Raw genomic sequence first — 16,243 nt, 5'->3', positions numbered from 1 at the left:
TAGTGGTTAGCTATCGTATGAACTTCCTGACGTTTACCCGTTTAAGCCTGGCCGTTGGTGGTATGGCTGTGTTGCTGAACACGGTTTCCTGTACTAAATCGGCTACAGACACGCCCGTGCCAACAGACCTGGCTTCATTCGACCTTATTCAGCAGAAAATTCTGACCCCATCCTGTGCCACATCGGGCTGTCATGCGGCTGATAAAGATGTCACGTTTGTCCAGCATGGGTTGGTATTGGCAGCGGGCGTGGCCTACCAGAATCTGGTGGGCGTCGACCCAAAAAACAGCGCAGCCAAAGCAGACGGGCTTAAGCGGGTTAAAGCGTTTGCATCGCTGGAGAGCTTGCTCTATCACAAATTAAATATCTCGGCCGGTCATCATTCGGGCAAGCAGTATGGCAACCCTATGCCCTTGGGCGGAGCTGCCTTACCAGATGGGCAGATTGAGTTTGTTCGGCGCTGGATTGAAGCCGGTGCCCCCCAAACCGGCAGTGTTGCCGATGCGAAGCTACTCGACGATAAAACCGTTCCGGTGGCAGCCTATGAACCGTTGCCGACGCCAGCCGCCGGAACCGGCTATCAACTGGCGGTTCCCCAGTTTGACATACAGCCGAATTTTGAGCGGGAACTCTTCACGCGCCGAATGGTGGGTAATACGCAGGATATTTACGTAAATCGCTACGAAACCAAAATGCGGAGTGGGAGCCACCATTTTGTGGCGTATGATTTTCATAATAAAAGTTTGCTCCCGAACCTGAACGACATCCGCGACCTGCGTAATCCTGATAATTCGCTGAATTTACTGACAGTCCTTTCCATGTCGAACCACGTGTATCTGGCGGGTTCGCAGGCGCAGTATCAGGATTATGTTTTCCCCGAAGGAGCTGCTTTGTTGATTCCAGCCGGTACGTCGCTCGATTTGAATTCGCACTTTGTGAATAGAACAACAACCGTGACGAAAGGTGAAGCACAGATTAATCTGTATACGGTTGATAAACTAACGGTTAAGCACGTAGTTCAAACACTCGATTTAGGCAACAATAATCTTGACATTCAGCCAAACAAACGCACGACGATTAGCAGGTCGTTCACATTCGACAAGCCCCGTAAAGTGCTGACACTGACCTCACACATGCACAAACTGGGCGAAAAATTCGTCATTAAAATTAAAGGCGGCACCCGCGACGGCGAGGTCGTTTATACCTCCACCGATTGGCAGCACCCTGACATCATCACCTTTAAAACGCCCATCAGCCTGCAAAAAGGAGAGGGCCTAACTTCCGAAATTACTTACAATAATACCACAAACAAGGTTGTTAACTTCGGCCTGACAAGCGAGGACGAAATGGGAATAATTTTTGGATATTATTACGAAGAGTGAAAAATCTCTTTTCCATTGTTTATAAAAAAAGGCCCACAGGATATTCCTGTGGGCCTTTTTTGTCAATTCTAAATCAGGCGTTACCGGGCTATCTCGATGTTCACCCGGCGGCCTTTGATGGTATTACCTTCCATTGCATCCACCACCTGGTTAGCCACCTCTTTGGGCACGTCCACGTAGGTGAACTTGTCGAAAATGTCGATGCTGCCGATGGTGTTACCCGGAATGTTGGCTTCGCCCGCAATAGCACCCACAATGTCGCCCGGACGAACGAAGTCCTTCCGGCCAATGCTCACCATCAGGCGGGTCATGTTGGCTTCACGTTCCCGCGGAACCCGTTTGTCGTCGTTCCGGTCAGAGTAGGGCTTGCGCTCTCCTCCGTCGTTCCGATCAGTAAATCGGGGGCGATCTTCCCGATTACCAAAACGGGACGGTGCGTCGCCCCGGCTGCGATCATCGCGATTACCGTAGGCTGGGCGGTCATTCCGGTCTCCGAAGCGGCTACTACCCCGCTCATCCCGGTCTCCGAAGCGACTACCACCCCGACGGTCCTCGAAACGGCCCGAACCTTCGCCCCGGCTATTGCGGTCGCCGAAACGGTCCGGTCCGTCGCTACGGTTACCACGTCCACGCTCCGGTCCTTCGCGACGGCGATCGTCTTCCAGACCAAGATTCTGGTCGGCAAATTCGTTTTTCTCCAGACCCATGCTGCGTTTCACTAAAGCTGCCACAATTTGTTCGGTCGAGAAGCCCGTATGGTGCAGTTGGGTCAATAAATCGTCATATAAGTTCAGGTCTTTACTTTCCTGAATCGTTTGCTGCAATTGTTCAATGAACCGAGCCTTGCGAACACCAACGATGTCCTCAAAGGAGGGAATCACGCCTTTTTCAACCCGTACTTTGGTGTACGCCTGAATTTCGCGGAATCGGTATTTCTCATCCCGACCGACCATCGAAAACGCCCGACCCGATTTGCCGGCGCGGCCCGTCCGACCGATACGGTGTACGTAATATTCTTCGTCGAGGGGAATGTCGAAGTTGATAACAGCATCTACATCGTCCACGTCGATACCGCGCGCGGCCACATCGGTAGCCACCAGAATACTGGTTGTGCCGGAGCGGAATTTTCCCATTACGTTATTGCGCTGCGCCTGACGCAGGTCGCCATGCAGACCTTCAGCCTGATAGCCCCGGCTTTGCAGGTCTTCGACAATCTCATCGACTTTGCGTTTTGTGTTACAGAACACCAGCAGCAGTTTCAGATCATACATGTCGATCAGGCGGCACATCACCTCCACTTTCGCTTTTGGTTTCACCTCAAAATACACCTGTTCGATGTTGGTAGCGGTCAGTTCCCGCTTCACAACCTTCACCAGCACAGGGTCCTGCAGGAATTTCTGGGTGATCTGCATAATCGGCTTCGACATCGTTGCCGAGAACAGGATCGTCTGCCGCTCTTCGGGCATGTCTTCCAGAATGCTCTCAATGTCTTCGCGGAAGCCCATATCGAGCATCTCATCGGCTTCGTCAAGAATCATCATCTTAACGTTGTCGAGTTTGAGCGTGTTGCGCTCCATGTGATCCATAACCCGGCCTGGTGTGCCAATGACAATATGCACACCGCTTTTGAGCGACCGAATCTGCCGCTCAATCGAATCGCCACCATAAATGGCTTCGATGCGAACACCACGTTTGTGTTTGGCGAGTTTTTTGATTTCTTCGGAAACCTGCAAAGCCAGCTCGCGGGTTGGGCAGAGGATAAGTACCTGCACCGCCCGGTCCTGAACGTCAATCAGTTCGAGAGCAGGAATACCAAACGCGGCTGTTTTGCCGGTGCCGGTTTGCGCCTGACCAATTACGTCGCGACCAGCCAGAATAGGTGGAATGGCTTCGGCCTGAATTGGCGATGGGCTAATAAAACCCATATCGGTAACCGCCTGCAGCACCTCCGGCGAAATGTCTAAGGAAGAAAACAGAATCTGGTTCGGATCAACCTTTGGCGTTGCTTCAGTTGCGGGTGCGCTCTCGGTTATTGGGGCGTCGGCAACGGTTGCGATTGGTTCATCGGCCACAAGGATAACCTTATCGGCAATGCCTTCGGCCACGGTGTCGATGGCCGAATCGTTAGTGGAGGTTTCGGCGACGGTGTCGACCGCTGGTTTTGCCACTTTCTTTTTGGGGATTTTGGCCGTTTTGGCCTCCGGAGCAGCGTCTTTTGGTGCAGCCGCACTGGCAGCCATCTCCATCGCTACTTTTTCAATGTCCAGAAGGTCGTTCTGGTCAACGGCTTTTTTTACTTTTGTCGTTTTCATTAACTTGATATGATTAAATAAAATAAATCATCCAAGCGAAGACGAGTGTGTGCCATGAACGGCGCGATACTGCGAGAATTGCCCAACCAACGATTGCCCAAACGACCCACCAGGGACCACTATTCCCTAACCTGCCAAAGAGGGAAAAGACAAAAACCGGAATGCCGACTCAGCGGCTTGTACCGGTACGACCGATTGACGATTAGCCCACGCGCAAGTGCTTCACTCATGAAGCGTCCACACAGAAACCCATCCTGTACATCCGTACTATGGCTCTGTCAGACCTAACTCAGCGTGTAAAAAAGGAGAGAAACAGAGACGCGACGGATGTCGCTTGTAAAATCTGGTGCAAAAGTAAGTATAAATTATCAGGAAAGCAAGTGAGGGCCTGGTACTATTGTATTTATCAGAGATGTGTTCCGTATTCTGGACGGCCACGTCCGGGCACGAAAATAATTAATTCGCCCGGACGCAGCCGTTCAGAACACGATTATCACACCGGATATTTGTTGGCCTGCGTAGTTATTTGGTGAGAAACGCAAAAAGCCGGACGACAAAGCCCGGCTTTTTGCGTTTATGTATCACCTGTATTGAGTGACAAGGTTGTACTCCCCGTCGCTGTGAGGACACAGCGACGGGGAGTACAACCTTGTCACCCAGTTCAATCACCATCTAGAAGCAGTCTGAAAATCTTTTCTCAACCGCGCTGAAACTACCCCGAACCCCCTAAAGGGTGCTTAGTTTACTCGCGAACTAGGCACCCTTTAGGGGGTTGGGGTAGCAAGGTCTCTTAGGGTTTAATCAGAACCGTTTTACTGACCCGTTTAGTACCACTTTTCAGATAAACAATGGCTGAGCCTGCATACCGGCTTTGCAGGTTGATAAATTCCACCTGCGGCAGGCCCGTTCCTACGCCTTCCTGTTTCACCAGCGCCCGGCCTAATTGGTCGGTTACGCCGACTACATAAGTCTGGTTGGCAGGCACCCGCACCTCCACATCAAATTGACCATTGTTGGGTACTTTACGAATAGCAACCGATTTAGACATGTATTGGTAATAAACGGAATCGGTTTTTTGCCGGGGTTGGTATTGTACTCGGTCAGGATGCGGCCTTTTGCATCGTAGGTGTACGCGCTTTTCTTGGTCGTTGTCACGTTAAAGGATTCCCCGTCAATCGTTACCGTTTCCGGCTCAAGTTTGGATTGCTGGCTGGGGCTTACCAACTCTTTAGTCGTTTGAGTGGCAATCAGACAGGGGTTTGGCTGTACTGTAATGACCGGGTCTTCCTGCTTTTTGCAACCACCTCAGGAAAGCAGCAGCGTGAAGAACAACAGGCTATAATTCAATGGATTCGTCATGGTCTCAGTACGTTTACGTTTCAACGACAAGTTAGTCAATGGGTTGGTTTACCTTATGGCATGTGAATAGGCCATAGCAATATATCCCCATCTAAAGGTAGTTTGACAAGCGTTACAGCATTGAGGAAGTAGTGGTAAGCGAACAGGTCCGGCCAGCCTAATGAATAGGCGTGTATATGCAGCAGGTAGTTTTCGCGAGTATGGAGAGGAAGGGCTGGGACAGGTTGTCGTCTAATCCGGTACAAATGTATAAAAACACTTCAACGATAGGTAACTACATTCATGAAGATTTTAGGCACTCTGACTTTTTTTGTAGAAAAACGTTGCCTGCTTATCGGTCTGATCCGGCATTTTTTCGGCTCGTAGCGGTGCCGGGTTTGGCCGACTGGTTATCGTCGCTGTAGGTCAGCTTGTTGAGGTAAAAGACCTCGCGTTGCTGGGTATAATTTCTGGAGGGGGCAATTTTCTGAAAGCCACAGGCCAGAAAATGCTGCCCATACCACGCCATCAGGTTATCCTGCGCCGAAAAGGTGACCTTTTCGTTTTCGGCATTGGTCTGAAGTTTAAATTTTTCGGTCTCTTTCAGGATTTTGCTCCCCTGGATCACCTCCGTCGTGATCTCGCCATCGCTGGGATAGGCCAGTACCATGCGATTGCCCTGCTGCGATACCTGGACCATCTCGGTTAGTTCGGTATTGAGCAGTTCCTTAATGGGAAAACAATTGTCCCACAGGAGTTTGCCTTGTTTGTCGAAGCCGCAGATGAAGGCGTGGGTATACCGGAAGCCCTCGTAGCGGTCGGCCCCGCGTAGGTAGCCGCCATAGCCAAGCGCACTGCCCCGGTATTGTGGGTAATACACTTCGGCTACCAGGGTAAGCCCATCGGGGGTGGGTTTAAGGTCGTGAACGAGCAGCCGATAGCGAAATTTATAATCCTTGCCTTCTTCCTTCTTTTTCTGCGCCCGTGCCCGCAGTTTTTGCTGACGCTGCGGTTTTAAGTAGTTGAAAAAGTTCTGAAGCTGTGAAAACTCAATGTACTGAATTGGGTTGGACGATGCATTAACAGCGACAGTGCCAGCCACACTATCGGAGTCGTTGTGGTGAATGCGGGTGACGTAAATACCCTGTGAATAGGGCGTACAGTCCGTCGAATAATTGCCCACCAACAGTGACTCATGTTCATCGACGGGCACCAATTTCCCTGAAATCAGGCTATTGTTGGCCCCGTCGAAATCAACCGTTCGCAACAGCTTGCAATCATAATTGTAGGTTCGTATCGAAAATTTGCAGTGCCGCCTGAGCGAGTGAACCAGCACGTTTACCTCCTGCCGGGCTTCGTCAACCTCCAGGCTGCTTATTTCTACGCGATTGGCATATAGACCCGGCAGCACTTTTGCCGAATGGTCGAAGAAGGAGAACGCCATCACTACCGGACGACCGTGGTGATAGCCACCTACATACGCCTGGCTTCCGAGTACCTTAAACTGCTGAATATCAAATTGATCGATCAGGTTACCGTCGAAGGTCTCTACCGCGCCATCATCAAGATTTAAACGAAGAAACTGGAAATGATCGGAGTCATATTCGCGAAAGAGGTGGTAAACGTACTGATCAGCGTCGTAAGACGAAACGGGCTTGTACTTAACGTTCTGTTTAAACTCGGTGCGCCAGACTAATTTCAGGTTCACGTCATACTTCTGAAAATCGAGTTTAGTGGCTGAATTGTCGTAGAAACCACCCGTCCGAATGGTCATCAGTACGCCCCGCTCGGCCAGCGGTGTTACATCGAAGGCTTCGGCTTCGTTTGGGTCCGACGGAATTTCGATGCGTAATGACTGGGCCAACTGCGCCCGCACCGAACCAAAAGCACCGGTCAGTAAGAGCAGGCAGAGTATATATCGGATGCGAACCATAATGGATCAAATGTACTGTTTTTTCAGTGTAGCTGTATACTCAGTCAAACACCTGTTCATCATTAATAGCTACCTTTGACTATCACCTCTCAACCCTGCTATGTTCGATTACCTGAAGCAATCCTTTGCCCGCAAAAAAGCCAGGCGTGTATTCAGTAAATATCCTTACGAGATTAGCTCGTTTGATTTAGCCAGCGAAGGAACCGTTCAATTTGCTAACTGGAAAAATCCGTTGGTTGACCAGAAACTAATAACACAGGCCGAAATCAATTTCGTCCGCAAATTTGCAGCCAAAGGTAGTTTTTGCATTGATATCGGGACCAATATTGGCGATACGACCGTGCCAATGGCGCTGGCCGTTGGGAAAGAAGGACTTACGCTCGGTTTTGACCCCAATCCGATGGTATTTGACGTTCTGGAAGCGAACGCGGCACTCAACCCCGACAAAACAAACATCATACCAGTGCCTTATGCGGTTATGGAGGAAGAAGGCGAATTTTTTTATGCGTCGTCCGAAGCGTCGTTTGGCAATGGCGGCTTATCAGCTACCGAATCGAATCCGCATGGGAGCTTTACATTAGATCATAAAGTAAAGAGCGTTAATCTGGAGAAGTACCTCAATGAGAACTATGCTGGCTGGCTGCCCAAACTGTCGCTCATTAAGGTTGACGTGGAGGGTTTTGATAAAGATGTGCTGCGGTCTATTTCGTCGCTCGTGGCCCGCTACAAACCGACCTTAATTGCCGAGTGTTTCAGCAAAGCCGCTATCGACGAGCGGGAGGAATTGTATCGGGTAGTAGCCGACATGGGCTACTCGCTCTATTACTTCGCCGATTTCGATGAAAGCGCCGAGGTGATCGAATTATCGGTGCAGGACATGAACCGCTGGAAAAGTTTTAATTTCTATGCGGTACCGGGCAGGAGAGGTTGAATCAGGAGGAGGTACCTGCTGATCAGCAACGGGTTGCCGGGTACGGGCCGATAAAGGGTTCGTGTTAGGATTAGTATTTTTTTTACATTATTCTCAACTTTACCCCCTGAAGCTGAATAGAGTAGCTGGTCGCATTTTCGGCGCACTATTTCTTGAACGAATCCAAAATCATCCCTAACTATGAGTGAAGTAGCCACCCGATTTGCCCCCGGTGTTGTCACTGGCGAAGGCGTCACCGAAATTTTCCGTCATGCCAACGAGAATGATTACGCCCTGCCCGCTGTCAACGTTGTTGGAACAGACTCGGTCAACGCCGTGCTGGAAACGGCCAAAGCCGTTAACTCGCCGGTAATTATTCAGTTCTCCAACGGTGGCGGCCTATTCTACGCCGGTAAAGCCCTGCCCAACGATAAGCAACAGGCCGCCATTGCTGGTTCTGTTTCGGGCGCTTTACACGTTCACCACGTCGCTGAACTGTATGGCATTCCCGTTATTCTGCACACCGACCACTGCGCCAAGAAACTCCTGCCCTGGATCGACGGGCTGCTGGAGGCTGGCGAAAAGCACTTCGACCAAACGGGGAAGCCGCTGTATTCGTCGCACATGCTCGATTTGTCGGAAGAGCCGATTGAGGAAAACATTGAGACCTGCGCGAAGTATTTTGAGCGGATGGCCAAAATCGGCATGACGATTGAAATCGAACTCGGTGTAACGGGTGGCGAAGAAGATGGCGTCGATAACTCCGACGTTGACGATTCCAAACTCTACACACAGCCCTCGGAAGTGGCCTATGCCTATGAAGAACTGAGCAAAATTTCGCCCAACTTCACCATTGCGGCTGCGTTCGGGAATGTTCATGGCGTGTATAAGCCCGGCAACGTGAAACTGTCGCCCATTATTCTGAACAACTCGCAGCATTACATTCAGGAGAAATACAGCACGGGGCCACTGCCGGTGAACTTCGTATTCCATGGCGGGTCGGGGTCGAGCCGTGAGGAGATCCGCGAAGCCATTCGGTACGGGGCCGTGAAAATGAACCTCGACACCGACATGCAGTGGGCCATGTGGGAAGGTATTCTGAAGTACTATAAGGCGAAAGAAGGTTACCTGCAATCGCAGTTGGGCAACCCCGATGGGGCCGATTCGCCAAACAAAAAATATTACGACCCACGCGTGTGGCTGCGTAAAGGCGAAGAAAGCATGGTGCAGCGGTTAACGGTGGCGTTCGAGGATTTGAACTGCATCAATCGGCTGGCGTAATCGTGTTTAAGTTTTTGGTTTATGGTGGTGTCGGGTTCGTCAACCCGACACTTTTTTTGTTATCTTACCAAAAACAAATCAGTACATAATGGAAGCGGTTTCAGTAGCAGAACAGACGGTTGAGGAGGTTGTCCGCTCAGAATACGAACGCGAACGCGGAAAACCTATGCCCAGTAAAAATCACGGAATAGCTCAGGCCCGAATCGGCCAGCAGATTTTGATTAATTGTGAGGATCGGTTCGATGTTTTAAGCGAACTTTCATTGCAGGCTCCTAACTTCCCCAGCGTTCCAGACCTGAGTATTTTTCCGCAAGAACCAGCCAATTGGTTAGACGATGAGGTGAAAGTTAGCAGGATTCCCCTCACAGTTATTGAGATTTTATCACCCTCACAAACCGTGACGGAACTGATTGACAAAGCCAAAGCTTTTTTTGATACAGGCGTAAAGTCATACTGGCTCGTTCAGCCGGTGCTCCGGACGATTTTTGTTCTACTGCCTAACGGCGACGAATTGGTTTTCCATAACGATACCCTCACTGACCCGACCAACGACATTTCAATTGATTTAAAGAAAGTATTTCGGTAGGCCAATAGTTACACCGAAAGGCGGTGGTCTATCTGGGTGGCAGCCTGTCGTAGTGCTATCTCAATTTCTTTTCGACGCTGAACCGAGCAGCGAATTTCGGGCAGAAACACGCTCAGGCTGGCAACGACTAATCCGCTTTTCCGGACTGGCACGGCCAAACCGATAATATGCGCTCGGGAAAGCGTAATGGCCAGTTCATCGGTCCGGATTTTAGCTAAAGCGGCATCCATACCTGCGACAGTAGTGGCTTCGGGCCAGACATCAGCCGTAGGCAGGCCAGTGCTTTGGAGGAGGTTTTCACGCTCTTTATTGGTTATAAAAGCCAGCAGCAATCGCCCACTGGCCGTTTCATAAATGTTGCGTTCGGTACGGCTGCGAACCTGTAAATCCTGGTCGCTGTTGACTAAATGCACAATGAACCGTTTCTGATTCCGAATAATCCCCAGAATTGACGACTCATTTAATTGAGCGGTCAGTTTCTCCATTTCATCTTTAGCTGCCAGCACCAGATTCTGACTATACGACAGATTGTTGGTCAGGTTATAGGCCATCGGGCCGAGCCTGTAGCCTTTTTTGCGGCCTAAATGCTCTAAGTAATTCTTACTCACCAGCGTCTGTAGAATATTGACGCAGGTAGCCTGGTTCATCTGCAACCCTTCGGCAATTTCAGTAAGCGAGTAGGCCCGCCCTGCATCACGAGCCACCCATTCCAGAATATCAAGTGCTTTGACGACGACTAAGACCATGATTATCAGTGAAGAATGTAGAGTGAAGAATGAAGAATAAAGATGTTATGAAGTTTTTATTCTTCATTCTTCACTCTACATTCTTCACTAAAAATTACCGCCCCATCCAGCCGCCATCTACCGTAACAACGGTGCCGTGTACATAGCTGGCGGCTTCTGAAGCCAAAAATACGGTGATGCCCTTGAAATCCTCGGGTTCGCCCCAGCGATTGGCGGGAATGCGGGACAGGATACTTTTGCTGCGCTCGGCATCTTCCCGAAGGGCCTCGGTGTTGTCGGTGGCGATGTAACCGGGGGCAATGGCGTTTACGTTGACACCCTTACTGGCCCACTCGTTGGCGAAGGCTTTCACCAAACTACCAATAGCACCCTTGCTGGCGGCATAGCCGGGCACCGTGATGCCACCCTGAAAGGTAAGCAATGACGCGGTAAAAATGATTTTGCCCGACCCTCGTGCCACCATATCGCGGCCAAGTTCGCGGGTCAGGATAAACGGCGCGTTCAGGTTTGTGTCAAGTACGGTATCCCAATACTCGTCCGGGTGTTCGGCGGCTGGTTTGCGTAAAATCGTGCCCGCGTTGTTAACCAGAATGTCGATGACCGGCACGTCGCGTTTGAGTTCCTCCAGAAACGAATAGATAGCTGTGCGCTGGCTTAAATCACATTGATAGGCCCGAAACGACCGGCCCAATGCCGTTACTTCCTTTTCAACCGCGCTACCTGTTTTTTCTAAAGACGCCGACACGCCGATGATGTCGGCCCCGGCTTCGGCTAATGCGACTGCCATTGCCTGACCGATACCCCGTTTGCAACCGGTTACTAAAGCTGTCTTTCCGGTTAAATTAAATTGATTGAGGATGCTCATAATTTATCATCGTGATAGTAACCGCAAGTTTACCAGATTACCATCAAATTATAAAATAAAGATGACGGCTAACTAATCCTAAAATTGCACTTTTCTAAGTCAAACATTCTTGTTTAGTCGTCAGTGTATAGGCTATCTATAATTTTTTATTTGTGGTGCCATCTAAAAATAATACTACAAAAAATAAATATGGGATAAAATTTGGTGGATAGAGAATAACTATATAGTATTGCAATGGTAAATTTGAATTTATCAATGATAAATAAAAAACTAAGCCCTCATGAATAACCTTTCTCAATATCGAAGTCGGGCCGGGCTGCTGGGGTTAGCCTGGCTGTTAACAATTGGTCAGTTATTGGCGCAGTCCGGCACATCGCTGAGCGGTCGCATTACTGACGAAACCGGGCAGGCACTGCCAGGCGTTACGGTCCTTGTAAAGGGCACAAGCAACGGCACGACGACCTCTGCCGAAGGCACTTACCGTCTATCGGTGCCAGCGGGTAATGCTACGCTGGTCGTTTCGTATGTAGGCTATCTTAGCCAGGAAGTTCCTCTTAACAATCGGTCAGTCGTTGATGTGCGGTTAGTTCCGGGCGACAAAACCCTGAGCGAAGTTGTTGTGGTTGGCTATGGTACACAGCAGAAGAAAGATTTAACGGGTGCCATTGCTACAGTCAGTTCCAGAGACATCCAGAAAGTACCCGTTTCAGGCTTCGATCAGGCCCTGAAAGGTCAGGTTGCCGGTTTGCAGATTACCAATACGTCGGGGGCGCCGGGCGGCAATACCAGCATTCTGATTCGCGGCATTAGCTCCATTACGGGGGGCAATGAGCCGCTGTTCGTGATTGATGGGTTTCCGGTCAATAACGCCGGGGTAGGCAATCCATTAAACACCATCAACCCCAGTGACATTGAGTCGATTGATGTACTCAAAGATGCGTCGGCTACGGCTATTTATGGCTCGCGCGGTTCCAACGGGGTCATTATCGTGACAACGAAACAGGGGAAAAGCGGGAAGGCCAAAATTGAAGTAAATGCGTACACGGGCGTTCAGCAGATAACCAAAAAAATCGACCTGATGAACGCACAGGAATACGCAGCCTGGGTGACCGAAGCCCGCAATGCTTCCTATCTCGACAATGTCGTTGGCGCCAATGTCAACGACCCAAATAGCAAACGGGCCATCTCGTACCAGATTCCGGTTAGCTTTCAGGACCCGTCCAAACTAACCACGACCAACTGGCAGGATGCTATTTTCCGAACGGCTCCCATCAACAGTCTCCAGATTTCGGCCACGGGCGGAAGCGATAACTTTCGGTATGCGCTCTCTGGCGGGTATTTCAACCAGCAGGGTATTATTATCAGTTCAGGCCTTGAGCGCTATACCTTCCGGGCTAATCTGGATGGTAAACTCTCTAATAAACTGAGTGTTGGCGTAAATCTCGCGCCCAGCTACACCCGCCAGAACGACGTACAGGCCGAGGGGCATTATGGCGCCCTGGGTATTTTAAGTGCGGCTCAGTCGATGCCTCCCTTCGTGCCGGTATACAATGCCGATGGGTCCTATAGTTCGTATGTAGTCGCTACCGAAGGCCAGCCCTCGTTAGCCAATCCGGTGCAGATTGCCAATGAATACAAAATTCAGCCGTCTCAGTTTCGGATTCTGGGCAACGCCTACGCCGACTACGCGCTGATGAAAGACCTCAAACTCCGGGTCACGTTCGGCGCCGACCTGAATTTTTCCAAGAGACGAACCTGGACACCTAACACCATCAATCCCAGCACACCCTCAACGGCCACCTCATCAAACGCCGAAGACAACAGTTGGCTGAATGAAAATACACTAAGCTATAAAAAGCGGTTCAATGACCATGCTATCGACGCCGTTGTGGGTTTCACGGCCCAGCGGTCCTACAGCAACAGCATCTCGGCGACGGCCAATAATTTCCCCGACAACCTGATTCCCAACATCAACGGAGGCACCGTAACCGTTGGCAGCGAGAACATTCAGGTCCACACGCTGCTCTCCTACCTCGCCCGCGTTAACTACACCTATCGTGACAAGTACCTGCTCACGGGCACGCTTCGGCGCGATGGGTCGTCGCGGTTTGGGGCCAATAACCAGTATGGCACGTTCCCCTCGGCTTCGGTAGGCTGGCGGATTTCGGAAGAATCGTTTATGAAAGGGCAGAACCTCATCACGGATTTGAAGCTGCGGGCCAGCTATGGCCTGACGGGTAACAACGCCATTGGCAACTACCGGGCCGTCGGGCAGTTATCGACGGCCAACTACGTGATTGGGGACGTGCTGACACCCGGCCTGGGCCGCTCATCGTTTACCAACCCAGACCTGGGCTGGGAATCGACGCGGCAGGCTGACATTGGTATTGATTTCTCCCTGCTAAACAGCCGCGTTTCGTTCACGGCGGATTACTACCGCAAAGTGAACACCAACATGCTATTCACTATCCAGACCCCGGCGGCTACGGGCCTGACGAATGCGGTCGTCAACTTAGGAAAAGTCGAAAACAAAGGTGTTGAATTGAGCCTGAGTTCGCGAAATCTGGTGGGTGCGCTCAAGTGGAATACTAACGTCAACGTCACCTTCAACCGAAACAAAGTACTGGAAATGAGCAACGATGCCGAGCGGATTCTAAGCGCATCGGGCGGGCGGCCAGCTTATGCCGTTACGCAGGTTGGCTATCCAATTGGCAGTTTCTTCGGACGGCGGTTCCTGGGCATTTTCCGTACTGAGCAGGAAGCCAACGAATACAAAGTGCAGCCCAACGCCCACGCGGGCGACGTGAAATGGAAAGACATAGACGGCAACGGGGTCATTAACGACAACGACCGCGAAGTGATTGGCAGCCCCTACCCGGACTACTATTTCGGATTCAATAATACGTTCACCTACAAGAATTTCTCGCTCGACATCATGACCAGTGGTCAGGTTGGCCAGCAGGTGTACAACAACTCGTTCTACCTCAACAACTCCGGGGTGCAGAACAACGCGAAATACGTGTACGACAACCGCTGGATTTCGCCCGACCAGCCTGGCAACGGTCTGTTTGGCCGGGCCATTCGCGGGGGCAAAAACGATAACACCCAGTATAGTTCGGTCTATCTGTTCGATGCCTCGTTCTGGCGAATCCGTAACGTAACGCTGGCCTACAGCCTGCCAAATGCGCTGATAAACCGCCTGGGGCTGGGGTCGGCGCGCGTCTATGCTTCAGCGACCAACCTCTACACGTTCACAAGCTACTTTGGGTATGACCCCGAAACGAACATCAGCGGGGACAGTTTCACCTCGTTCGGTCTCGATTTCGGCGCGTATCCACAAGCCCGCACCCTTTCGTTCGGCGTGAATGTATCCTTCTGATGAATGGGCCTTTAATCAACTCCTTCAATGAAAATCAACTTTTTTATACTCCTCGTGTCGGCCTGCCTGCTTGGTGCGTGCAGCGACCTTTCGCTCGACCAGGTTCCACAGACGGAACGCAGTGAAGCTAATTTTTACCAGACAAACGCCGACTTTTATAATGCCATCGTGGGCGTCTACGGTGCGCTCAAACATCCGGGTATTATTGGGCAGGGCAGCGGTTCCTACCTCTACATGACCGAGCTGGCAACGGATAACACCGAAACCGGACAGGCACGGGGCGGCACCGCCAATGAACTGTTTTACTTCGAGGATTTCAACTTCTCGTTAGCCAGCACAACCCTGTCAAATGCCTGGACGGGCCATTATGCCGGTATTGCCCGTACCAACTCCATTCTCGACCGGCTGCCGACGGTGAGCATTCCGCAGGCATCGAAAGACCGATTTGAGGGCGAAGCCAAATTCATGCGAGCCTTGTTCTACTTCAATCTGGTACGCTTTTTTGGGGATGTTCAATTGGTTACCCATGAAATCACGTCACCCTACGGAGCCAACAGCATTACCCGTTCACCGGCTGCCGAGGTATACGCGCTCATCATCAGTGATTTAAAAACAGCCGAAACGAAACTACCGGCCGTCATTCCTAATGCCGAAGCGGGCCGGGCTTCCGTGGGAGCGGCTAAAACGCTGCTCGGCAAAGTCTATCTGACCCTGAAGCAGTACGACAATGCAGCCGCCAAACTTAAAGAAGTAATCGACGGGAATAGCTACAGCCTGATGCCAAAATACGCCGATGTTTTCCCGGCTACAACGTCCTACGCGGCCAATAAGGAATACATTCTGGCGGTGCAGTATAAATCGGGTCAGATTGGGCAGGGCAGCGACCTTTGGTCGAACTGGGCGGCTGTTAATTCGGCCGTTGCGCTGCTGGGAGCGGGTGGGGGCACCGGCGGAGGTTTTAACCGGCCTACTGCCGATATGGAAACGGCTTATGAACCCGGCGATTTACGGAAAGATGCCTCGATGCTCAGTTCCTACAAAGCCACCAACGGCACGGCCGTCAACGAACGGTATGTGGTTAAATTCCGGCAGCAGGGCGCTTTAAACAACGATGCCGACGTGGATTTCCCCCTGCTTCGCTACGCCGACGTGCTGCTCATGTATGCTGAATCGCTCAATGAGTTGGGCAAAACGGCAGAAGCGCTGCCCTACCTGAATCAGATTCGGAAGCGCGCGGGGCTTGCCGATAAGGCGGCCCTGTCGCAGGCTGATTTCCGGCTGGCGATGGAGCAGGAACGCCGGGTTGAACTGGCCTTTGAAGGTCACCGCTGGTTCGACCTCGTTCGCACGGGTCGGTTCGTGACGGTGATGAAAGCAAAAGGCGCCAAGGTGCAGGACTTCCATCAGTTGTACCTGATTCCACAGCGTGAAATGGACCTGAACAAAGCGTTGTCACAAAATCCGGGTTATTAACAGCTTAAACAACCCCGGACTGCTTCGGTGGTCCGGGG

At 51.1% G+C, this 16,243-nt stretch carries 11 protein-coding genes; 6 read left to right on the top strand and 5 right to left on the bottom strand.

All coding sequences use genetic code 11. The annotated features are described in order from the left end of the window. Nucleotides 1-17 precede the first annotated feature (17 nt). On the top strand, nucleotides 18-1,382 hold the full coding sequence (locus ACYVI1_RS03115) for a monooxygenase (RefSeq protein WP_460906589.1): 1,365 nt from the start codon (nucleotides 18-20) through the stop codon (nucleotides 1,380-1,382). Nucleotides 1,383-1,462: 80 nt separating this feature from the next. Here ACYVI1_RS03115 and ACYVI1_RS03110 read toward each other — a convergent pair whose 3' ends face one another. The 3 genes from ACYVI1_RS03110 to ACYVI1_RS03100 all read right to left on the bottom strand — a co-directional run bounded on the left by ACYVI1_RS03110 (nucleotide 1,463) and on the right by ACYVI1_RS03100 (nucleotide 6,965). After that, on the bottom strand, nucleotides 1,463-3,694 hold the full coding sequence (locus ACYVI1_RS03110) for a DEAD/DEAH box helicase (protein WP_460906587.1): 2,232 nt from the start codon (nucleotides 3,692-3,694) through the stop codon (nucleotides 1,463-1,465). Between the two features lie 790 nt (nucleotides 3,695-4,484). Further along, a complete protein-coding gene (locus ACYVI1_RS03105) occupies nucleotides 4,485-4,742 on the bottom strand; it encodes a hypothetical protein (protein ID WP_460906585.1) in 258 nt (85 codons plus the stop codon). A gap of 642 nt (nucleotides 4,743-5,384) precedes the next feature. Then, entirely contained in the window at nucleotides 5,385-6,965 is a 1,581-nt protein-coding gene (locus ACYVI1_RS03100; protein ID WP_460906583.1) for a hypothetical protein, read from the bottom strand. 100 nt (nucleotides 6,966-7,065) lie between these two features. Between ACYVI1_RS03100 and ACYVI1_RS03095 the strand changes: the two genes are divergently transcribed. The 3 genes from ACYVI1_RS03095 (at nucleotide 7,066) to ACYVI1_RS03085 (ending at nucleotide 9,742) form a co-directional block, all read left to right on the top strand. After that, nucleotides 7,066-7,896 (top strand): FkbM family methyltransferase, encoded by an 831-nt coding sequence (locus ACYVI1_RS03095; RefSeq protein ID WP_460906581.1) that lies wholly within the window; start codon nucleotides 7,066-7,068, stop codon nucleotides 7,894-7,896. 180 nt (nucleotides 7,897-8,076) lie between these two features. After that, nucleotides 8,077-9,156 (top strand): class II fructose-bisphosphate aldolase, encoded by a 1,080-nt coding sequence (gene fbaA / locus ACYVI1_RS03090; protein WP_460906579.1) that lies wholly within the window; start codon nucleotides 8,077-8,079, stop codon nucleotides 9,154-9,156. A gap of 88 nt (nucleotides 9,157-9,244) precedes the next feature. Then, complete coding sequence (locus ACYVI1_RS03085; RefSeq protein ID WP_460906577.1) at nucleotides 9,245-9,742, top strand: Uma2 family endonuclease; 498 nt, start codon at nucleotides 9,245-9,247, stop codon at nucleotides 9,740-9,742. Nucleotides 9,743-9,750: 8 nt separating this feature from the next. Here the strand turns inward: ACYVI1_RS03085 and ACYVI1_RS03080 are convergent, their stop codons facing one another. Together ACYVI1_RS03080 and ACYVI1_RS03075 are read right to left on the bottom strand one after the other, a co-directional pair. Then, nucleotides 9,751-10,488, bottom strand: a complete 738-nt coding sequence (locus ACYVI1_RS03080; protein ID WP_460906575.1) for an IclR family transcriptional regulator — start codon at nucleotides 10,486-10,488, stop codon at nucleotides 9,751-9,753. 94 nt (nucleotides 10,489-10,582) lie between these two features. After that, nucleotides 10,583-11,347 (bottom strand): SDR family oxidoreductase, encoded by a 765-nt coding sequence (locus ACYVI1_RS03075; protein WP_460906800.1) that lies wholly within the window; start codon nucleotides 11,345-11,347, stop codon nucleotides 10,583-10,585. Nucleotides 11,348-11,633: 286 nt separating this feature from the next. On the opposite strand from ACYVI1_RS03075, the gene ACYVI1_RS03070 reads away from it, so the two are divergent. Both ACYVI1_RS03070 and ACYVI1_RS03065 read left to right on the top strand, forming a co-directional pair. After that, on the top strand, nucleotides 11,634-14,732 hold the full coding sequence (locus ACYVI1_RS03070) for a SusC/RagA family TonB-linked outer membrane protein (protein WP_460906573.1): 3,099 nt from the start codon (nucleotides 11,634-11,636) through the stop codon (nucleotides 14,730-14,732). A 27-nt stretch (nucleotides 14,733-14,759) separates the two neighbouring features. Then, nucleotides 14,760-16,205 carry a RagB/SusD family nutrient uptake outer membrane protein gene (locus tag ACYVI1_RS03065; RefSeq protein ID WP_460906570.1) on the top strand — a complete coding sequence of 482 codons (1,446 nt, stop codon included), beginning with the start codon at nucleotides 14,760-14,762 and terminating at the stop codon, nucleotides 16,203-16,205. Nucleotides 16,206-16,243 lie beyond the last annotated feature (38 nt).

It is taken from the genome of Spirosoma areae (genome assembly GCF_054781775.1).
This window is presented reverse-complemented; position numbering and strand designations above follow the sequence as displayed.